Here is a 20,637-nt window from a genome sequence, read left to right as displayed (position 1 = left end):
CGTGGCTCTGCGGGGCGCCATTGTTGTTATTGTTGCGGTCCGGCCAGGCGTCTGTGCGCGCCCGGTCCTCGACAGTCTGGAAGATTGCCATCCCTCTGGATTAGGGATAGCACTCGAACGACCCTGCGTATCCTGAAACCGACAGGGAGTGCGAATGCCACCTTGTCCGCTCGGAACCCCCTTGTTGGCCGGCAAAGCCCTCGGGCAGGACCCGCCGTCGACTTAACCTGCCCTCTGCCCATGACAACAAGAATCCGCGCCACCCGTGGGCGCGGTCAAAAGAGGGGAGCCCCATGCCGAAACCCGCGACACCCTGGCTGTCGTTCGCCTTGCTGGCCGTGCTCGGCCTCACCGGCTGCGGCGACGATGCCGCGCCAAGCACTACCCGCTCCGCCGCCACCCTGGCTCCCGCGGACCCGGCCCTGGCGAAGATCTATGACAGCAGTTGCAAGCTGTGCCACGCCAACCCCGCTTCCGGAGCGCCGCAGTCCGGCGATGCGAAAGCCTGGCAGCCGCGCGTCGCCCAGGGCGCCGACAGCCTGCTGGACCACAGCATCAACGGCTACAAGGGCATGCCGCCGATGGGCATGTGCATGCAGTGCTCGGAGGAGGAATTCCTCGCGCTGATTGCCTTCATGTCCGGCCAGCCGGTCCAGTAAGCGCGGGGTTACTTCGATGCCTATTCAACTCACCCGCCGCCAACTCCTGCAGAACGCCGGTATTGCCGGCGCCTTCGCCGTGCTGTCGAGCGGTCCGCTGGCGGCCGAACTGGCCCGCGCACCGCGGCTGATTCCCTGGCGCAACTGGTCCGGCGGGCAGAGCTGCCTGCCGGCGGCGCGCCTGGCGCCGCAAAGCCTGGACGAACTGGTGCAGGTCATCCGCCAGGCTGAGGGCAAGGTGCGCCCGGTGGGCTCGGCGCATTCCTTCAGCGCCCTTGTGCCCACCGATGGCACGCTGGTCTCCCTGGCGTATTTCAACGGCCTGCTCGGCCACGATGCCGACACGCTGCAAGCGGAATTCGCCGCCGGCACACCCATGTCGCTCATGGGGGCGGCGTTGAAGGAGATCGGCCAGGCGCTGCCGAACATGTCGGACATCGACTACCAGACCCTGGCCGGGGCGATCTCCACCTCGACCCACGGCACCGGCGTCGGCTTCGGCTCCTACTCGTCGACGGTGGTCGGTCTGCAACTGGTGACCGCCAGCGGCGAAGTGCTGGACTGCGACGCCCAGCGCCGCCCGGAGGTCTTCAATGCCGCGCGGGTATCCCTTGGCGCGTTCGGCGTCGCCACCCGTGTGCGCCTGCAGAACCGCGCAGCCTTTCGCCTGCGCGAGCGCCAGTGGATCGCCAGAACCGAAGAGCTGCTGGAGGACGTGGAGAAGAACACCCGCGAGAACCAGCACTGGGAAATGCAGGTGCTGACCCATTCCGACTACGCGCTGTCCATCGCCCTGAACGAGACCGAAGATCCGGCCACGCCGCCGCTGGACCCGGCCAAGGAGGGCGGCAACGAGTACGTCAGCATCATCGAGGGCCTCGACAAGTACGGCAGCGACTTCCCCGCCGCGCGGCGCTTCCTGCTCAACAGCCTGCGCCACGTCGCCAGCTTCGATGACCGGGTCGGCGACTCCTACGACATCTTCGCCAACGTGCGCAACGTGCGCTTCAACGAGATGGAGTATTCGGTGCCCGCGGAGCACGGCCCGGCCTGCCTGCGGGAAATCCTCAAGCTGATCAACGACAAGGACCTGCGCACCTGGTTCCCCATCGAGTACCGCTACGTGAAGGCCGACGACATCCCGCTGAGCATGTTCGAGGGCCGTGACAGTTGCTCCATCTCCGTGCACCAGCACTACAGCATGGACCACCACAACTTCTTCGCAGCGGTCGAACCGATCTTCTGGAAATACGCTGGGCGGCCGCACTGGGGCAAGCTGCACACGCTCAATGCGCGCACGCTGCAGCCGCTGTATCCGCGCTGGAAGGAATTCACCGAGGTGCGCCGCGAGCTGGACCCGCAGGGCAAGTTCCTCAATGCCCACTTGAACTCCATCCTGGGCGTGGCCTGACAAGGAAGAACAACCCATGAAACGACGCAATTTCATCGTCGGCGCGGCCGGTGCGGGCGTTCTGCTCGCCGGTGCCGGCGCCTGGCTGCGCCCGACCGACCAGGGTGCGCCGTACGACGACTACTTCGCCCGGCTCAACCGTGAGCTGCGTGAGCACGGGCCGATGCGCCCGGTGATGCTGATCGACCTCGATCGCCTCGATCACAACGTCGACGTGGTGATGCAGTCGGTCGCCCGCACCGGCAAGCACCTGCGCGTGGTGGAAAAGTCCCTCCCGTCTCCGCAGTTGCTCGACTACATCGCCAAACGCGCCGGCACCCGGCGGATGATGTCGTTCCACCAGCCGTTCCTCAACCACGACGCCGAACGCTTCCCCGATTCCGACCTGCTGCTGGGCAAGCCGCTGCCGGTCGGCTCGGCGCAACAGTTCTACGAGAATCTGCGCGGTTCCTTCGATCCGACCACCCAGCTGCAATGGCTGCTCGACACCCCCGAGCGCTTGCAGCAGTACCTGGCGCTGGCGCAGGCGCGCAACACCCGCATGCGGATCAACATCGAGCTGGACGTCGGCCTGCACCGCGGAGGCGTGGCCGACCACGAAACCCTGGAGAGGATGCTCACGATCATCGGCGCCAACCCGCAGCACCTGGAATTCGCCGGCTTCATGGGTTACGACCCCTTCGTCGGCATGGGCGTGCCGGGCATCCTCGGTTCGCCGGAAGAGCTGTTCGCCAAGGTCATGACTCTTTACGACGGCTTCGTCGACTACGCCCGCACCCGGCACCCGACGCTGTGGAAGCCGAACCTGACGCTCAACACAGCCGGCAGCCCGAGCTTCCGCATGCACGAAAACGAGCGGACCAGCAGCGAAGTGTCGGTGGGTTCCGCGCTGGTCAAGCCGACCCACTACGACCTGCCTTCGCTGGTGGAGCACCAGCCGGCCGCCTTCATCGCCACGCCGGTGATCAAGAGCACCGGCGCGGTGCGGATGCCGGCGTTGGACGACAAGTCGGCGATCTTCTCCTGGTGGGACCCGAACCAGCGGCAGACCTTCTTCGTCTACGGCGGCAACTGGATGGCCGAGCCCGAATCGCCTGCTGGCCTGCAGTTCAATGGTCTGTACGGGCGCAGCTCGAACCAGGAGATGGTCAACGGCTCCAGCGCGGTCGGCCTGAAGGTGGACGACCAGGTGTTCCTGCGGCCGACCCAGTCCGAATCCATCCTCCTGCAGTTCGGCGACCTGCTGGCCGTGCGGCAGGGGCGCATCGTCGAGCAGTGGCCGGTCTACAGCTGAGGGCCGGAGCGCCGTAGCGGGAAAACCCGGGTCGTCCGGCCTGGGCTTCCTATTTGCGCCATCCGGCGGTGCGGTTCTTCGAAATATTCTGTTACGCCCTTTCTTGGCCTGTCGGCGAACGCGTTATGATGGTCCCGTCGTGCGCGCCAGCCACAGAAGAACAATTTCAGGCGTGCCGTTCGAGAGCCGCCTCCATGCCCAACATCCTCCTCGATGCCCAATTCGACCTGGCCGTGGTTTCGCCTTTCCTGCTGCAGACCCTCGCCGAGGTCGCGGAGGAGAAGGGCGTCAGCGGCGAACGCCTGTGCCGCGGGTTGGGATTCACCGCCGAGGAGCTGCAGGACCCGGCGCAGCGCGTCACCTACCGGCAGACGGTGGCGATGATCCAGCGCGCGCTCGCGGCGCTGCCCGAGCGCGGCCTGGGGCTGTGGGTCGGGCACCGCAACGTGCTCGGCACCCTCGGCCTGCTCGGCCATGTGCTGTCGCTGAGCAAGACCCTGCGCGATGCCTTCGAGCTCGGCCGGCGCTTCCAGCACACCACCGGCGGCATCGCCGTCTGCAACCTGCTGGAGGGGCCGCGGGAGAGCTTCATCGAGGTCGAATGCCTGTTGCCGTTCGCCGATGTGCAGGTGTTCGCCGTGGAGGAGTTCTTCGCCAGCCTGCTGGTCTACAACCGCGCGCTGATCGGTGACGAATTCCAACCGCTGCGCTTCGAGTTCACCCATGCCGCGCCCAGCTACGAGGCCGAGTACCGGCGCCTGCTGGGGCCGAACCTGCGCTTTGGCTGCCTGCACAACCGCGTGGCCATCGCCACCCACTGGCTGGACCGGCAACTGCCCAGCCACCAGCCGGTCGCCCTGCGCCAGGCGCTCAACCTGCTGGAAGCTGAGTTCGCCCAGACGCCGCAGAAGACCGGCCTGCTGGAAACGGTGGAGCGCGCCATCCTGCGCGACCTGACCCATGGCAGCCCTATCGACAAGGTGGCCGGCGACCTCAACATGAGCAGCCGCACCCTGCGCCGCCGCCTGAGCGAGCACGACACCACCTTCGAAACCCTGCAGGAGCAGGTGCGCCGGGCGCGGGCCATGAGCCTGCTGAGCAACCCTGAGATGCCCATCGAGCGCATCGCCGAAGCCCTCGGCTACAGCGACGTGCGCGGCTTCCGCCGGGCCTTCAAGCGCTGGACAGGGCAAAGCCCGTCGGCCTGCCGCGACGAGGTCGCGCAGTCGCATTGAGCCCGGTTATCGTCGTCAGAGCTCGCTGTTACGCAGGCCGTGCTGGGTGGCGTACTGGTACAGCTCGAAGTCGTTCTTCAGGCCCAGTTTGCGCATCGCCGTGGACTTCTGTGCACTGATCGTCTTGCTGCTGCGATGACACAGGCGTGCGACCTCGGTGATGGTCATGCCCGCCGCGCAGAGGCGCACCACTTCCATTTCCCGTCGCGACAGCCATTGTGCGGTTTGCGGGGCATGCAGCAGCGCTTCGAGTACCTTGGGCGAGAAGTAGGGGTTGCCCACCGAGGCTGCGCGGACGGCCGGAATCAACAGTTCGTTCGGGTCGCTCTTGTTCTGCAGGCCGAGTACGCCGATCGAGCGGATGATGGTCAGCAGCCGGGCATTGTCGAGCATGGTGAACATGACGATGGGCAGATCCGGGTGCCGGGAGTAGATCGACAACAGCATCTTGATGCCATCGCCGTGGATTCCACCGGGCATGGAATAGTCCGTGATCAGCACGTCGCAAAGTCCTTCGTCGAGCAGCTTCATCAGTTCGGTGGAGCTGGTCGCCGTTCCCTTGACTTCGATCCCGGCGCAGCGCTCGAGCAGCTGTTGCATACCCGCGAGGACGATGGGGTGATCGTCGGCTATTACGACCCTGATCATGATTCAGACCTTTTCGAAAACCTTCCACAGGGCAACGCGCTTCCTCCATGCGGAAACGGCTCGATTGCCCCTGGGCGCTCATGGGAGTGTTCGTCGAGGCGCCGCCGATGAGTCCGGAAACCCCTGGAAGCGGCGTCGATGACGCGGTGGAAGTTGCGTCCGGACCCAATGCCTGGGCATCGTTTGCAGAAGAGGAGCCGCGATGCGCCGCGTGGTGTCCGGTCACTTCCTTGTGTTCACGATTGTCGTGGCGCAGGTCACCTTTAAAAATAGGAAAACCTTTAAATGTCCTGGCGGCCGCCGGTTTACTGGTAATCGAAAGTGAAGATCGCCGCGCCGGAAACCAGGCCCGGCAGGACGGGCCCACCCAATCGGCGATATTGCAGGGCATAGGAATAGCTGCGGCGCTCGTTGGCGGCGAGGCTGCCCAGCTCAACCCGCTGTTGCAGCGGCACGGGGCTTGATCTCGTTGCGTCGAGCAACTGCACGCCAACTCCGCTGGCGAATCCGGGGCTGCCTTCATTCAGGCTTCCGAAGATGCCGTCGCCGCTGGATTTCACCGGCGTGCCGGCCGCGCCGTCGAAGGTAATGCCCACTTTGAGCGAGTCATCGCAGCGCAGGCTGATGGAAAAACCGGTGAGACTGGATGTCCCTGTGGCGGAGTTCAGGCTGGTGGTGCTGATCGTGGGCAGGGTGATGGTGGCCGGGTAGTCCACCTGGCAGGTCACCTGGCGCGGCGCGACCCCGCCGCTGAAACCGATGTAGTTGACGTTGCCGCCCAATCCGGTGCCGGTTCCGTAGACGCCCAGGCCAAACCTGGTCTGCGCTGGGTCCAGACTACCCGAGGCGACCGTCGCAGCCGTCTTCACGAATTCGATGGTTACCGAAAAGGAGTAGGCCAGCTGAGCATCTAGGTTGCCCACGCTGGCGTAACGCGAGTCGCAGTGGATGCCCTTGGCGTTGATGATCGGTACCCCCGACGCATTGCGCAGGCGGATGCCGATGCCGCCCACACCGGTCGAGTAGACCCCCGGCATGACTTCGCTACCGGAGCCGTAGTAGCAGGCGATGATGGTGGCGCCGGGCTCTTCGCCGTTCTGGCCGTTGCAACTGCCGTTGAACTGGTAATTGCGTGGCGTGCCGGGAATCGTCTCGCCGATGCCCAGGCTGGATGCGACGACGATGTTGGGCAGCGGGCTCAGGTAGGGCAGCGCGGGGGTCACGTTGCAGGAAGCCCGGGCCGTCGCGCAGGCCATTGGCAGGAGCAGCACGAGCAGGAGCCGCATCAGGGTGACGTGGCGTTTCGTTCGCTGCGCGGCGCGCGGGCAGCTGTCAGTGGCAAGTTGCATCGAGGTTCACCCAGTCAGTGCCCGCAGGAGAGGCGGGCGGCAAGCGATAGCTCAGGCGGCAGCTCTGCGCCGCGCCTTCGCCCCATTTCACCCGCAGGTCGCCGTGGACTTGCTTGAGTCCACGGGCGATCAGGCGTCCGCCCTGCGCCACGGTGCCGGCGGGCTGGCCTTGCGCGTCGAGCACCTCGGCGCCGAACGGCAACGGCTGACCGTCGACGGTACGCGCGCGAATGACCGCGCTGCGTCCTGAGTCTTCGGTGGCGAACTTCACTTTCACCACTGCGCCCACGGTCGGTGTGGCGTGCTCGAGGGTGGATCTGAGTTCCACACTCATCGGCAGCCCCTTGGGGTCGAGCTCCATTTCATTGCGCGAGAAGGGCGAAAGGTTAGTGACCAGCGCGTGGCCCCAGCGGTCGACGCTCAAGCCATTGATGTTGGCAATGCGCGCGCCGCGAGCGTCCTTGGCTTCGATCACCGCCAGCGTGTCGCCGCTGCCCGGCGAGAAGGCGACGCCGTCGTCGAAGGCTACGACCGTGCCGGACAGCCCGCCGCCGATCTGCGAATAGCCTTCGCCCTGGCTCAGGCTGCCGTTCAGACTTGCCAGCGGGCTGTTGTAGGCAAGGTTTCCCGCCAGGCTGTCGCCTGTATTGCCGCCGCTGTGGGAACCGGTCAGGTTGTAGGCCAGGGCGTTTGCTTCGCCCAGCGTGCCGCCCAGCGACTGCTGGAGCAGCGTCGAGCCCGTTGAGCTGCTCTGCAGCGTGCTCGAGGCGCGTACCGCATGGCGACCTTCGCCCAGCGGGAAGCTCAGGCTGAACACCAGTTGGTTGTCCCAGGCGCCTGTGTTGAGATTGAACTGGCGCGAGGCGGACAGCCCGTAGGTGGCTCGTCCGTATTGGTTGCTGTAGCCCAGCTGGTACTGGCTGTCGCGCCCCTGGCGGTCCCAGTAGTCCTGGGTCGAGCCGCTGAAGTAGAAGTGACCCAGGCCGGGAGCCAACTCCTGGCTGGCGGTTGCTTGCAGGCGCCCACGCTGGCTGCCGCGGAAATCGAGGCTGGGGTAACGCGATTGCAGTTCCTGCTGGGCCACGGCGTCAGGGAGGCTGAGGAAGCCGCTTGTCGAATAGCGGTAGGCGGCCAGGGCGACGTTGGTCCGGGTCGGTTCGATCAGTTTGCTGTAGCTCAGCCGCAGACTCTTGCCGCTGCGCTCGGGCTGGCCAGCGGGAGTGGCCTGCGCCTGGGTGAGATCCAGGCCGAAGGCGCCATAGGATGTGTTGATCGCCAGGCCCGACAGCAGTGCCCGATAGCCTTCGGCGAATTGTCCGCCGCCATACAGGCTGAGTGTGTTGGTGATGCCCTGCTGCAGGGTGGCCTGTAGCAGTTGCGGTTTGCTGTCGAGGTCCGGGCGGCGGAATTGCCCGGCCGTGATGCCGAAGCGTGTGGTTCCCGGCCGCAGGGCATTCACGGCCGCCGCGTAAGGCACGCGGGTGAGGTTCACCTGGCCGTCGGCTTCCATCACCGCGACTTCCAGGTCGCCGCCATAACCGGTCGGATAGAGGTCATCGATGACGAAGGGCCCAGGCGCTACGGTGGTTTCATAGATGATGTTGCCGTTCTGCCGCACCTGTACCCGCGCGTTGCTGTGAGCCACGCCCTGGACGGTCGGCGCGTAGCCGCGCTGGGACTCCGGGTACATCCGGTCATCGCTGGCGATCTGCACGCCGGTGAAGCCGAAGCTGTCGAAGAGGGCGCCATCGGTGAAGCCCTCGCCCAGCAGCAACTGGCTCTTCAGGGGGGCGATGGAACGCTGAAGGTTGGTCTGGATGTCCTGGTAGTCATTGCCGGTGAGGCTGTTGTAGTTGAGGTTGCCGCTGTGGCGCAGACGCCAGGGGCCCGCGTTGAACCCGGCGTTGAGGCCCAGGTACCCCTGGTCGTCGGTATGGCCCTGGTTGCGGGTGCGGTAGAAGTTGCCGTTGTAGCTGAGCAGGCCCGCCGTCACGCCGTCATCCCACAGTTTCGGGTCGACATAGCCGCGAGCGAAGCGCAGGCGAGCCTGCTGCGCAATGCTGATGTCCAGGCGCTGGTCACCGTTGTCGAAGCTTGCCGTGGCATCCTCGATCAGCTCGGGCAGGGAGATGCATTCGGTCCCGCCGCGCTGCAGGCGTTCGATGCGGGCCGGGCCGAGCTTGTTCATGTCCACGCCCAGGCGTTCGAGCAGGGCGGTGTCGAAGCAGGGCTGGATGTTGTCCGAACCGGCCGGCACCGGCCCCAGCCGCACCTGGCTGCGATCGAGCCACTGCTGGTCGAGGTAGATGTCCACGCGGTAGACCCCGGCCGCGGCAGGGTTGCCGGAACTGAAGCGGCGGGCATCGATGCTGGCGCCATCGGGCTGCCGCAGGAATACATCGTTGAACTGGACCTGGGCGATGTCGTTCCCCGGTTGCGCCGCGGCGGCCAGAGTGCCGCTGACGCTGATGAAGGCCAGCAGAAGCACACCGGTTTGGCAGAAGCTGAAGGAGGAAATCGGCTTTTTCATGGGCATGGCTTCTTCGCAGCAGAGCCTTTTGCGGCAACGGCTGTCCCTGTCTTCTGGCGAGTCGGTTGTTCAGGAAGGTATCGATGGCAGTGCCGCCGGCGGGACTTCCGGTTGGCGGCGCCGGCTCAGGGCAATGCAGCCGTACCTTCGATGGCGCCGCCGTAATCGCTGATGGCGCGGTAGTGCACGCTGCCGCCCGGTGCGCCCGAAGCCGCGCCGTTGAGAGCGACGCGCAGCGTCTGGCCGGGACCGACCATGACGCCGTCGTCGAAGCGGGCGCCGCCTGTGACTTCGATCAGCGCCAGCGAGACATGGAATGCTGTCGGGTTGGTGACCTCGAGGAGCATCTGCTGACCGTTCTGCAAGCGCTTCCAGCGCAGCTTCGCGGGGGCCTCCTGCGCGGTACCGGCAAGCCCCTGCGGGCGGAAGAAGAACTTGATCCGTGAGCGGAAAGCCAACTGCAGCTTGTTGGCGCCGTCCGCGTCAGCGGCCTTGGGCGGGATTTCCAGGACGTTGAGGTAGAACACGCTTTCGCGGTCCTGCGGCAGCGCACCGCCGGTATGCAGAATGCGCAGTGTCTGGCCCTTGCCCGGATCGACGCGGGCTACCGGGGGCGTGATGACGAAGGGGAGCTCAATGTTGCTGGGCGAGGCGCTCGGGTCGCCCTTGTCGAGCCAGGACTGGACCAGCGCCGGCGCGGTTCCTGCGTTGCTGAGACGGACCGTGACTTCCTTGTCCGGTGCGTTGTAGATGACCCGCGTGTTGGCGATGGTGATCGAAGCCTGCGCCGGCAGGCCGGCGCCCAGGAAGGCAGCGGCGAACCCCGCGAGCAGGGCGGTGCGGAGGGTAGGAGAGAACTTCATGATTGACCTGCGAGGTATCGGTCCGCATCGACCGGGGCCCGTCCCTGGGCCCCCGGTCGCGGACTGTCATTGATAGGCGATGGTGTATTCCACGCTGCTGTTGGCCGGGCCTGCGCCAGCGTTGCCCTGCACCGAAACGTACCGCGCGTTGTAGTTCAGGTCCGCCGTGCCGGAGGGGGTGATAGGCACCGGGCGGGAGTTCTGTGACGCGTCGGCGTAGCCCGCCTTGATCACGCTCAGGTCGGTGTTGAGCAACTGGATCTCGACATTCGGCGCGCCGCCCGAATCCAGCGCCAGGTTGCCCGACGCTCCGGTGGTCAGGCCCGACTCGAAGAAGGTGTGCACCGTGCCGCTGGCGGGCGAACAGTTGCGCAGGTTGATCGAGAAAGGCGTGCGCCCGGTCGTGGAATTGGCGCTGCTCAGGCTGGCGGTCGATACCGTGGGTAGCGTGACGGTGAAGTCCTTGCCGCCGCCGCTGGTGGTGATATCGCAGGTGGCTGCGGTCACCTGGCCATTGAAGGTGATGGTGCCGTCGGCGGCGAACAGGTTCTGGGAGGCGAGCGCTGCTCCGCCCAGGAACATCGTCGCGATGAATTTCAGGTTGGCTTTCATGCTGGTACGTCTCGAAGGGTTGCCGTGGATGCAGCCGACGACCCCTGCGGATGGTGTCGTGGAGGCGGCATCCGAGGGCAGCAGCTGCGACGGTCAATTTGGCGAAACGCGGCCCGCCGAGGAATCAGCAAACCCTTAAAAAATCTTCGAGGCTTTGGCGCGCTGGGGTGGTGCAGGAGTTACTTGGCGTCGGCGACGAGCCCGTGGGTGCTGGCGTACTGGAACAGCTCGTAGTCGTTGGCCAGCCCCAGCTTGCGCATGGCCACGCTCTTCTGCGCGCTGATGGTCTTGGTGCTGCGGTTGTGGATTCGCGCTATTTCGCTGATCGAGGCTCCGCCGGCGTATTGGCGCAGGACCTCCAGTTCGCGCTTGGACAGCCGTGGCCGGGTTTCGCTGGTGGCGGTGGCACGGTAAGCCTTGAGCAACTGGCAAATCAGTGGCGACAGGTAGTCGCGCCCGCTGTGCGCCGCGCGGATGGCCTCGGGCAGCAGTTCAGGACCGTCCGCCTTGCTGTAGATCACGCCGACGCCAGCCTTCTGCATGCTGGCGATCAGGGCCGGATTGTCCAGCATGGTCACCACCACGATGCGGGTGCGCGGGTAGCGCCGACGCAGCAGTTGCAGCATGAGCAGGCCGTCACCCACTTCGCCGGGCATGGAATAGTCGGTGACTATGACGTCGCACTCGGTGGTTTCCAGCGCCCGCATCAACGCGGTAGAGCTGGTGGCCTGGCCCACCACCTTCATGCCATGTTCGCCCTGTATGCCCTGGCGGATGCCGTTGAGCACCAGGGGATGATCGTCCGCAATGAGCAATCTGATCATGGCCGCTCCTGTCGTGCCGGTTGCCGATCCTGTGCAAGCATAGCCAGCGCTGCCTCAGCGCGAAGGGCCGTCGGCGCTAGTCGTCTTCTGCGGGGCCGTCTTCCTCGAGGTAGGCTTCCAGGTAGAGCCCGAGGTCCTCGACATGCCCCGCGACTTCCTGTTGCGCCTCGCTCACTGCAGCCTCTATCTCACGGCACAGCTCCAGCGCTTCCTCGTACTCCTCCAGCCGTGCCTGCACCAGCGCGCCGCGGATGCGATGGGCGATGAAACCGGTCCGGCGCAGGTCGCCACGGTGCATGGCGGCATAGAGCGAATCCAGGTCGCCACGCATGAGCTGGCTGAACAGCCACTGCCGATCCGGCAGCGATGGCTCGGCGCCTGTGGCCAGCGCGGCGGTCGGCAGGACGCTGCGTAGAGCCTCTGCCAGCGCGTCGACGAAGATCGGCTTGCTCAGGCACAGGTTCATGCCCGCCTTCAGGCAGCGCTGGCTTTCGCCGGCCGAGGTGCTGGCGGTCAGTCCGATGATGGGCAGGTCCTGACTCTCCGCGTGCATGCGGCGCGCAAACTCATAGCCATCCATGACCGGCATGTGCACATCGCTGAGCACCAGATCGAAGCTGTTGCGGCGACAGGCTTCCAATCCCTGCTCGCCGTTCTGCGCGATCTCCACACGGCACCCCAGGTGATTCAGTTGCTGGCGTAACAGCCGCTGGTTGTAGGGGTGATCCTCGACCACCAGTACGTGCAGGCCGAAGCTGGAGCCGTGCTCGAGCGGATTCGCAGGGTCGCCGTCGCTGTTCAGCGTGCCGGCCGCGGCGCAAAGCGCTTCGGGCAGTGCCAGGAGACTGAAGAGACTCAGCAGGTATCCTTCCAGGCGACGCTCGACCTGCAGCGGTCCTTCGGCGGAGAGCCGCAGGACGGCGGCAAAACCATCCGGCGTCGGGGACTTCTGCGGCGTTGCGACCAGCAGCACGGCGTCGGGGCGCGCGCAGCCATCGCGGTATAGCTGCACCGGCGCGCCGGCTGCGCTGACCTGGCGGCAGAGATATTCGGCTCGTGACGGTGGCTCGGCGAGTACCACCACGGGCGGCAGGTCCAGCCCGCATCCGGTGCGCGCGCGCTCCTGCGGCAGGGGGATGCGTACACTGAAGCAACTGCCTTCGCCGGCTTCGCTGTGGACCTGCCATTGGCCCTGCATCATTTCCAGCAACCGGGAGCAGATGGACAGGCCCAGTCCGGTGCCGCCATAGCGGCGGGCGATGGTGTTGTCGCCCTGGACGAAGGGTTCGAACAGGTGGCTCTGGGTGTCCGCGTCGATGCCGATGCCGGTATCGGTGACGCTCAGGCGAAGCTCGTAGCGGCCGTCGTCACCGGGCTCGCCCCGACAGCAGACCTGGACACTGCCCGCTTCGGTGAACTTCAGCGCATTGCTCAGCAGATTGTCGAGGACCTGGCGAACCCGGTTGCGGTCGCCAAGCAGCCACGGAAGGTCGGGTTGCCATTCGCAGCTCAGTTCCAGGCCCTTGCGCCGGGCTATCGGCAGTTGCGCGCGTACCGCGGCTTCGACCAGTGCGACGGGATCGAACGGGGCAAGCTCCAGATGCATCTGGCCCGCTTCGACCTTGAAGTAGTCCAGCAGGTCATTGAGGATCTGCAGCAGCACGCCGGAGGATTCCTGGATCGTGCGCACCTGCTGCCGGGGCTCTTCTTCGAGGTCGCCCAGCCCCAGCATTTCGAGCGTGCCAAGCATGGCGTAGAGCGGGGTGCGGATCTCGTGGCTCATGATCGCGAGAAACTGGGATTTCTCCCGGTTGGCCTGTTCGGCGAGAGCCCTGGCCTTGTCCAGCGCGCGGCTGAGGTCGTTCTGCCGGGTCACGTCGCCGATCACGCAGAGCAGCACGTCGGTCCCCGAAAAACGCACGGATCGCCCGACCAGTACCAGGTCGCGGCGCTGGGCATCATCGCCGGTGGCCTGGAATTCCAGGCGTCGTACCGGGCTCTCTGCCTGCGCCAGCAAGCGCCCCAGCGCATTGCGGCTATCGTCCGAATCGAACGGCAGCACCTGGTGCGCCATGCCGTTTTCGGCCTGTAACCCCGAGTCCTCCAGACGGACGACGCGCAGCCCCACGGGCGCCGTCTCGACTATGGCGCGATTGAAGGCCTCGCTTTCCCGCATTCGCTGCGCATTGGCGTGCAGCGGGCGGATGACGTGCCTGCGTACCAGCGATGCGCACCAGAAGGTGCCCCACAGCATCAGCAGGTAGATAGCCAGCGCTACGGCGATGGAAAAACCGAACGGCGCCAGGGCCTGGCGCAATGACACTGCATAGATGCCGCTGGCGCTGTCCAGGCTGCCGGTGCTGGCGATCACCAGGCGACCGGATTCCAGCCAATGGTCCAGTTGGCGATCTCCCCGGATGGCGCGGCTGGCGCTGATCCTGTCGAACACGCGGGTGAGGTCGATGCCCTGGGTCTGCAGACCGCGATGAACCACCTCGCCGCGGTAATTGAAGAAGGCTGCACGCTCCGTTGCAGCAGCGCGCTGTGGCCCGTCCTGCAACAGGGCGGCGAGGAACTGTTCGGCAGTCATGGTGGTGATGATGAAGCCACCCGGAGTATTGCCCGTGCCAGCGACCGTCGCCACGCAACTGATGACCCGGGCGCCGGTCACTGGGTCCGCGAAGGGGCCGACCCAGAACGAACCCCTTGTCGCGCCGGCAGCTCGGAGTTCTTCCTGGCGGGTCGTCACGACGCGCAACAGGCTGGTGAACACTTGCCTGCCATACGGCGACAGCGGTTCCACGCCAGGGGCTGGAATCACCCAGCCGGTAGCTGTTGAGGCGTCAAGATAAGCCGAATACAACGCCGGTGGTTCAGCTCCCCAGTAGCTTCGCTCGAAGTGGGCGAAGCGCTGCAGTGCCGCCAGTTCGGCCGGCGATACAGTAAAGGGCGTGGAGCTGGCGGCGATGAACAGGCTGCGGCGGAACTCGGCCTGTTCGGGAGTGACCCAGATCGGCCCCGGCTGCTGCTGCAAAGTCCTGCCCAGATGCTCGAAGGGCGGTGATAGGGTGACGGCGATGCGGGTGCTCCTGGCGACCGTCTGCGCCGCGCGCTGGGAGTAGAAGTCGTAGGTGCTGTTCCTCTCCAGTACGGACAGAAACAGCGAGCGGGCGACCGAGGTCTGCTCCCACAGCACTCGCTGGAACAGGTTCAAGGCGAACAGGCCGAGTACGCAGCTCAGCACCAGCACCATCATCGCCACCGCGAACCGCGTCAGCCGGGAGGGGAACTGCTCATTGTTCGGGGTGTTGGTGCTGGTCATCGCGCTGGTGAGGTCCCGTGCGGGCTGTTCCGATGCCGATGGAACACAAGCATAGCCCTGCGTTTGCGCCGCAGCCTCGTGCCTTCCGGCCGCCGCCTGGGAATCCATTGACCTTGCACAAGGGTATTCGGCGACCGGGCAGTTATGGTCGTACTGCCAATCAACCAGGAGAACACCATGTACGCACACGTACTGGCCGCCGTGGACGGCAGCCCCGTTTCCTTCCGCGCGCTGGCCGAAGGCGCGCGGCTGGTCCGCATGAGCGGTGGTGAACTGCACGTCATCACCATCGTCGACCGCCCGCTGGGGCACATGCCTTACTACGCCAAGTATTACGACGCCCAGGCGCTGCAGGACGCCGCGCTCAAGGCGGCCGACGACATTCTCGACAAGGCGCGGGAGGTACTTGCCGAGTTCGGCGTGCCGGCCACCTACCAGCGGGTGACGATGGAAACCACGGGCGAGGAGGTCGCCGACCGCATCGAGATCGAGGCGGACGCGGTCAAGGCCGACGCCATCGTCATGGGCACGCACAGTCGCCGTGGCGTGCATCGGCTGATGTTGGGCAGTGTGGCCGAAGGGGTTCTGCAGTCGAGCAGGCGCCCGGTGCTGCTGGTGCGTGATCGGTAAGCCCGCTTGGCCGGCTGCGGCGCAGCCGGCATTGCCTTTCGTCGAACAGCGCATCGAAGCGCCTGCCGCTGCCGGCAAGCACGGCGGGAATCGGCTGTACTGGTTAGTCCCGATCCCTGCGCTGCAGGAGGTGATGCCATGAGCCGTTCCCTGTTCACCGCGATGCTTGCGGCGATTTTCCTTGTCGCTTCGTCCGCTTCCGTCTGGGCCACCGAGCAGGGCAGCCAGCGCCGCCAGGCGCGGGATGTGCGCCAGGAAACCCGACAGGACGCGCGCCAGACCAAGCAGGCTTGCCGCGCCGCTGACCAGCAATACAACGCCCAGTGCCGGCAGGATAAGAGGCAGACCAAGCAGCAGGGCCGCGAGACGGCGCGGGATATCAAGTACTGAGGCAGCGCGTGCCGGTGTGGAACGCCAGGCGGCTGCTACGCTCGGTGTAACCACGCAGCCGTGAAGGAAAGGCCTGCGTGCTCCGGTTCCTGTCCGCAAGACCAGATCGCAAACACCCTGACGCAAGGAGTCGCCCGATGAGTGTGTCCCGTTGGATCTGCCTGTCCCTGGCCGCTGGTGTGCTCGTGGGTTGCCAGAGCCAGAAGAACGATGAGCTGAGCTACCAGTACGACAGCACCGAGTCGGTCGCCAAGGGCGTGCCGGGCGGTGCGATGACCGAGACGGAGGAGGTACAGGCCAGCGTCAGCGCCATCGACCGGGCGAAGCGAACCTTCACGCTCAGGGACGACCAGGGCAACACGCGCACCCTGCAGGCCCCGGCGGAGATGCACAATTTCGACCAGCTCAAGGTCGGCGATCGGGTACGGGCCATCGTCGCCCTGAAGCGCCTGGTCTACCTGCGCGAACCAGGCCAGGAGAGCAATGGTGGCGCGGCCGGACTGCTGGCGACGGCGCAACCGGGGAACAAGCCCGGCTTGCTCGCGGCCGATACGGTGGAGATCACCGCCATGGTCAAATCGTTGGACACCACCAGGCGTACCGCGACCCTGCAGTTCGCCGATGGCAGCCAGCACACCGTCGATGTCCGCCCGGACGTGGTGATGAAGCCGGAGTATGTCGGCCGGCAACTGGTGATGCGGGTGACCTCTGCCATTGCCGTGAGCGTGCAGCCGCAGTAGCGAATTTGCCTGTGCCTGTGGGGGCTGACGTTCTTATGGGAAATCACCGGTTTCCGCTAGGCGCAGGGTTGCTCTCGCAGGAGCGGACCTTGTCCGCGAATCTGCGCTGCCGCTCGGTGTTAGCCGGGTGATCCTCCTCGACAGGCGCAGTGCTCCCTTCGTCCCGGCGGAAATGGATTGAGCCGCGATGGATTTCGCGGACAAGGTCCGCTCCTACGCTGCGGAAACGGCGCAATTGTTCGGTGATGGGTGTGCAGGGTTGGATCAGTGGCCATCAGCCATGGGCCTCCAGGCACTGCCGCGCCCGGCACTGGTCCGGCAGTTCCAAGCCCTCGCTGAAGCGCTGGTAGATGGGCTCCAGCAATTGCCGTGCCTCCACCGCTTTGCCCTGTGTGCTCCAGAGCTCCGCCAGGCAGGTCGCCGAGCGCAGCTCCCAGGCCTGAGCGCCTTGCTCCTGCGCCAGGGCGAGAGCCCGGGTCAGCAGGCTTTCGGCGCGGAGCAGGGATTCGCGGTCGCCGCGCTCCAGCAGCCCAACGGCTTCGTTGCGCAGGATCTCCGGGGCGCACCAGCCTGCCGCACCGGTTCGTGCGCGCATCAGCTGGGCCTGGTCAGAGGGCAGGCGCCGTCCGCCGAAGGTCTGCACGATGTCGCGTACCAGGCCGACCGCGGGTGTCGTGGCGCCTGCCGATTCGTCGAGCTGCATGGCCCACGCATAGTGCCGCGCCCAGTCTGAAAACAATGGCACGCGGTGGCGCTCGGCGACCTCGATCATCTGCCGCACGCGGCTGCGGGCCTTGTCGATCTCGCCGTTGTAGATCGCGATGACGCAACCGGCCACCGCGAGGCTGTAGGCAATGGACGCGCTATGGTCGATTTCGCAGGCCAGTTCGATCGCCTGCATCGCCATGCGCTCCGCCTGCTCGGGCAGGCCGCCCAGCCAGAGCGTGCGCGCCTGGGTGGCAAGGGAGGCGACCTGCTGGTCGTACTGCACGCCCAGGCATGGGGCGAAGCGATTGGCCCGGCGCTGTCGTTCCAGGCGCTGCAGTACTTCTTCGCCGACGGCGCGGGCGCGTATCTGATCCCCCGAGTAGTGCAGCGCCAGCACCTTCAGACGCAGGGCGCTGGTGGCGAGCATCTCGCCCTGGCCCTCGCTCAAACGGTCGAAGTGCCGGCTCTGTTCGGCCGCCTGCCGGTACTGGCCGGCCCACAGCAATACGGCCAGGCCACCGGAGAGCGCGGTAAGTTCACCGTTGCGATCGCCGATCTGCTGGGCCAGATAACGGGCGTTCTGGAAGGCTTCGTCCGCCTGGCTGTTGCGCACGTCGTGGTAGGTGGTGTTGCCCAGCGCCAGTTCCAGGCGCATGGCCAGTTGCAGCGACGAGCCGGATTCGGCGCTGAGCAGGCCGAGCGCGGCGCTCACGTACGGGCCGTATTCGTGCAGCAGCGACAGCTCCTGCCACAGCGGCGCCGAGCAGGCGGCCAGATGGATTGCCCGGGAGTGCCGCACTTCCGCGTGCAGGCCCCAGACGAGAGCCGCGCGGACCTCCGCCAACCAGGGCGAATATTGCTGCAGCCAACCCTGGGAGGCGGACCTTTCCCACTCATTCTGCGCCGTCTGCATCGTGCTCTGGCAGAGCTGCAGATGGCGTTCGCGGGCCTCGTGCAGTTCCCCAGCGGAACGGAGTTTTTCCAGCGCATGCAGGCGCGTCGGTTCCAGCAGTCGGTAGGTGACTTCGTCGTTGCGAATCTCGGTGGTCAGCAGCGATTTGGCGGTCAACTGGTTCACCAGCACGAAGGCCGCGCCCAGGTCCGCCGGCTGGCCGAGGACGGCGGCGATGGCGTCCAGTGCGAAGCTGCCGCGAAACACGCTCAGGCGCCGCAGGCAGGCCTGTTCCGCCGGGCGCAGCAGCGCGTAGCTCCAGTCGAGCATCGCGCGCAGATGTTCGTGACGGCTGGGGGATTCCTCGGACTGCAGCGGCAGGTCGAGGTAACCGCCCAGCAGCAGAGCATCGATGCTGCCGTCGCCCTGGCCGAGATGCGCGGCGGCCAGTTCCAGCGCCAGCGGGATGCCTTCCAGGCGTCGGCAGATTTCGCTGACACGGGCCAGGTCCTGGGGGCGGAACTCGAAGTCCTCATGGACTTCCTTCGTCCGTTCGATAAGCAGCGCTACGGCCGGGTAGGCGAGGGCGTCCTCGACACTGCCAATCTGCAGCGGCGGACAATCGAGCGATCGCAGCGGCAGGATGTGCTCGCCGGTGGCGCGCAGGCTTTCGCGGCTGGTGGCGAGGATGTGGATCTGCGGTGCGTGGCGCAGCAGGCACTCCACCAGGTGTGCGGCGGCCTCGATCAGGTGTTCGCAGTTGTCGACCAGCAGCAGCATCTGCCGGTCGGCGACCTGGGTGCAGATGTGTTCCAGCGACTCCCCGGCCAGCCCCGGCATGCCCAGCGCGCTGGCGAGGGTGCTGTTCAGCGGTCTCGCGTCCTGCAACTGGGTGAGGTCGAGCATGCGGATGCCGTGCGGATACTGGCCGATGAACCGCTCGGCGGCCTGCAGGGCGAGGCTGGTCTTGCCGATGCCGCCGCAGCCCACCAGGCTGATGCAGCGACGTCGCGGCAGCTCGGCGACCAGGCGCTCGAGCTCAGCCTCCCGGCCCAGCAGGCGATTACGCCGGGGCGGCAGGTTGTGGTCCGCTGACTGGCCGTCATCGGGGGTGGGCGCTGGCTGCGCCGAAGCTGACAGCGGCTCGACGAAGCTGTAGCCGCGCAGTGCGATGGTGACGATGAAGCGCCGGCCGTTCTGGCCGTCGCCCAGGGCCTTACGCAGGGCGGTCATGTGCACCCGCAGGTTGCCTTCGTCGATCTCCTGGCCGGGCCAGGCGCGCGCCATCAGCTCGCGCTTGCTGACCACCTGGCCGGCGCGCTCCAGCAGCGCCAGCAGGATGTCCAGCGCGCGCTGGCCGAGGCGCAGCGGTCGGCCGGCTTCGAGGATCACGCGGGACGCGGGGTAGATCTGGTAGGGGCCGAAATGAAGCACGGTTTCGACCCGGGCCACGGGCTCGGGAATCATCGTCTGGTCGTCGCTTTTGCACGCTGCGGCAGGTTCTTGCCGGCGCTGGCATCGCCCCGGCGGCACAAGTCCATCGACTCTTCGGTCGATTGGCAGTCCTGTGTGAAGGATCTCAGGGTAAACGACCGTGGAACGTTCAGCCATCCCGCTCCGGGCGGTTCTCCCAGGGCGGCGCGCTTAATAACGATTAACGCGCGGCCCGCCGTTGCGGCGCCCCACGATACGGAACGTGCGTGCCGCATTGCCCCGCCTTTTGCCCTGCAAGCCGCGCAGGGCAAGGACTGATCGGGTACGGGCGGGTGGTTGACGCTGGAGGCGAAGCCGCCGGAGGAGCGAGGTAAGAACCGCTGCCTGCCGCCCGTTCGCTGCTGTTTGTCTCCCAGGGGTTAATGCGGTTTAACCAGCTTTAACTCGCCGCTCCCCCTGCGCCCGCCAAGAATGGTCCCCGGATCGCAGGGGAGGGACCAGCATGCTTCACAGACTCATCAGCCAGACTCCAGCGGACGCTCCCAAGCGCGACCTGGCCCCCTGGCAGAAGGAGCGCGCCCTGGCGCTGTTGCTCAAGCACCTGGACAGCGGCATCACAGTCAGCGACCTGGCGGCCGCCTGCGCGCTGTCACGCAGCGATTTCACCCGCAAGTTCAAGGTCACCACCGGGCACTCGCCCCAGGCCTGGATGCGAGTCCAGCGGGTGGAAAAGGCCAAGCAACTGATGCGCGAATCGTCCTTCCCGCTGGCCGAGATCGGCCTGCAATGCGGCTTCTGCGACCAGGCGCATTTCTGCCGGATCTTCTACCGCATCGAAGGCGTCACGCCACTGAACTGGCAGCGCCGCTTCTTCGACGGTGAACGCGAATCGACGTGGCGGCACGCGGGCTAGCCCGATCCCCGGCCACCTCATCTGTTTGTCGTTCTGAAAATGGAACGCTAGAGGCGATTTTTGCCGTCTGGTGGAGCAAGGGTGTCGAAATTAATCTTTGTTCCAGGCAGTGACGCACTGCAAAGCGAGTCCAAAACCTTCCGGCCCAGCCGGCACCCACTGAAAGCAAATCGAGGATTTCAC

The 20,637-nt window shown here is 66.1% G+C and carries 16 protein-coding genes; 8 read left to right on the top strand and 8 right to left on the bottom strand.

Features of this window, described 5'->3' with window-relative positions; translation table 11 throughout:
- The first annotated feature begins 293 nt into the window (after positions 1–293).
- The 4 genes from ACCC94_RS12150 (at position 294) to ACCC94_RS12135 (ending at position 4,599) form a co-directional block, all read left to right on the top strand.
- Positions 294–659, top strand: coding sequence for a c-type cytochrome (locus tag ACCC94_RS12150; protein WP_413349714.1), 366 nt, complete (start codon positions 294–296; stop codon positions 657–659).
- 16 nt (positions 660–675) lie between these two features.
- On the top strand, positions 676–2,070 hold the full coding sequence (locus tag ACCC94_RS12145) for a D-arabinono-1,4-lactone oxidase (protein ID WP_413349713.1): 1,395 nt from the start codon (positions 676–678) through the stop codon (positions 2,068–2,070).
- Positions 2,071–2,155: 85 nt separating this feature from the next.
- Positions 2,156–3,364, top strand: a complete 1,209-nt coding sequence (locus ACCC94_RS12140; RefSeq protein WP_413349721.1) for a DSD1 family PLP-dependent enzyme — start codon at positions 2,156–2,158, stop codon at positions 3,362–3,364.
- A 194-nt stretch (positions 3,365–3,558) separates the two neighbouring features.
- On the top strand, positions 3,559–4,599 hold the full coding sequence (locus tag ACCC94_RS12135; RefSeq protein WP_413349712.1) for an AraC family transcriptional regulator: 1,041 nt from the start codon (positions 3,559–3,561) through the stop codon (positions 4,597–4,599).
- Between the two features lie 15 nt (positions 4,600–4,614).
- Here the strand turns inward: ACCC94_RS12135 and ACCC94_RS12130 are convergent, their stop codons facing one another.
- The 7 genes from ACCC94_RS12130 to ACCC94_RS12100 all read right to left on the bottom strand — a co-directional run bounded on the left by ACCC94_RS12130 (position 4,615) and on the right by ACCC94_RS12100 (position 14,747).
- Complete coding sequence (locus ACCC94_RS12130; protein WP_413349711.1) at positions 4,615–5,247, bottom strand: response regulator; 633 nt, start codon at positions 5,245–5,247, stop codon at positions 4,615–4,617.
- Between the two features lie 305 nt (positions 5,248–5,552).
- Positions 5,553–6,533: a fimbrial protein gene (locus ACCC94_RS12125; RefSeq protein WP_413349710.1), complete on the bottom strand. Its 981-nt coding sequence runs from the start codon at positions 6,531–6,533 to the stop codon at positions 5,553–5,555.
- A 46-nt stretch (positions 6,534–6,579) separates the two neighbouring features.
- A complete protein-coding gene (locus ACCC94_RS12120) occupies positions 6,580–9,126 on the bottom strand; it encodes a fimbria/pilus outer membrane usher protein (protein WP_413349709.1) in 2,547 nt (848 codons plus the stop codon).
- Positions 9,127–9,251: 125 nt separating this feature from the next.
- Complete coding sequence (locus tag ACCC94_RS12115; protein WP_413349708.1) at positions 9,252–9,989, bottom strand: fimbria/pilus periplasmic chaperone; 738 nt, start codon at positions 9,987–9,989, stop codon at positions 9,252–9,254.
- A gap of 66 nt (positions 9,990–10,055) precedes the next feature.
- Positions 10,056–10,601 carry a fimbrial protein gene (locus tag ACCC94_RS12110; protein ID WP_413349707.1) on the bottom strand — a complete coding sequence of 182 codons (546 nt, stop codon included), beginning with the start codon at positions 10,599–10,601 and terminating at the stop codon, positions 10,056–10,058.
- 179 nt (positions 10,602–10,780) lie between these two features.
- Entirely contained in the window at positions 10,781–11,425 is a 645-nt protein-coding gene (locus ACCC94_RS12105; protein ID WP_413349706.1) for a response regulator, read from the bottom strand.
- Between the two features lie 76 nt (positions 11,426–11,501).
- Positions 11,502–14,747: an ATP-binding protein gene (locus ACCC94_RS12100; protein ID WP_413349705.1), complete on the bottom strand. Its 3,246-nt coding sequence runs from the start codon at positions 14,745–14,747 to the stop codon at positions 11,502–11,504.
- Between the two features lie 177 nt (positions 14,748–14,924).
- On the opposite strand from ACCC94_RS12100, the gene ACCC94_RS12095 reads away from it, so the two are divergent.
- The 3 genes from ACCC94_RS12095 (at position 14,925) to ACCC94_RS12085 (ending at position 16,507) form a co-directional block, all read left to right on the top strand.
- Positions 14,925–15,377 (top strand): universal stress protein, encoded by a 453-nt coding sequence (locus ACCC94_RS12095; RefSeq protein ID WP_413349704.1) that lies wholly within the window; start codon positions 14,925–14,927, stop codon positions 15,375–15,377.
- A 138-nt stretch (positions 15,378–15,515) separates the two neighbouring features.
- On the top strand, positions 15,516–15,767 hold the full coding sequence (locus tag ACCC94_RS12090) for a hypothetical protein (RefSeq protein WP_413349703.1): 252 nt from the start codon (positions 15,516–15,518) through the stop codon (positions 15,765–15,767).
- A 137-nt stretch (positions 15,768–15,904) separates the two neighbouring features.
- Positions 15,905–16,507, top strand: a complete 603-nt coding sequence (locus ACCC94_RS12085) for a hypothetical protein (protein ID WP_413349702.1) — start codon at positions 15,905–15,907, stop codon at positions 16,505–16,507.
- Positions 16,508–16,781: 274 nt separating this feature from the next.
- Here the strand turns inward: ACCC94_RS12085 and ACCC94_RS12080 are convergent, their stop codons facing one another.
- Positions 16,782–19,574 carry an ATP-binding protein gene (locus ACCC94_RS12080; RefSeq protein ID WP_413349701.1) on the bottom strand — a complete coding sequence of 931 codons (2,793 nt, stop codon included), beginning with the start codon at positions 19,572–19,574 and terminating at the stop codon, positions 16,782–16,784.
- A gap of 469 nt (positions 19,575–20,043) precedes the next feature.
- Here ACCC94_RS12080 and ACCC94_RS12075 point away from each other — a divergent pair, with 469 nt between their 5' ends.
- Positions 20,044–20,454 (top strand): helix-turn-helix domain-containing protein, encoded by a 411-nt coding sequence (locus ACCC94_RS12075; protein ID WP_413349700.1) that lies wholly within the window; start codon positions 20,044–20,046, stop codon positions 20,452–20,454.
- The last annotated feature ends 183 nt before the right edge of the window (positions 20,455–20,637 follow it).

The organism is Pseudomonas sp. Pseusp97, from assembly GCF_047304025.1.
In the GTDB taxonomy this organism is placed as follows: Bacteria; Pseudomonadota; Gammaproteobacteria; order Pseudomonadales; family Pseudomonadaceae; genus Pseudomonas.
The sequence above is the reverse complement of the archived record's forward strand: the minus strand, read 5'-3'. Positions and strand labels throughout refer to the sequence as shown.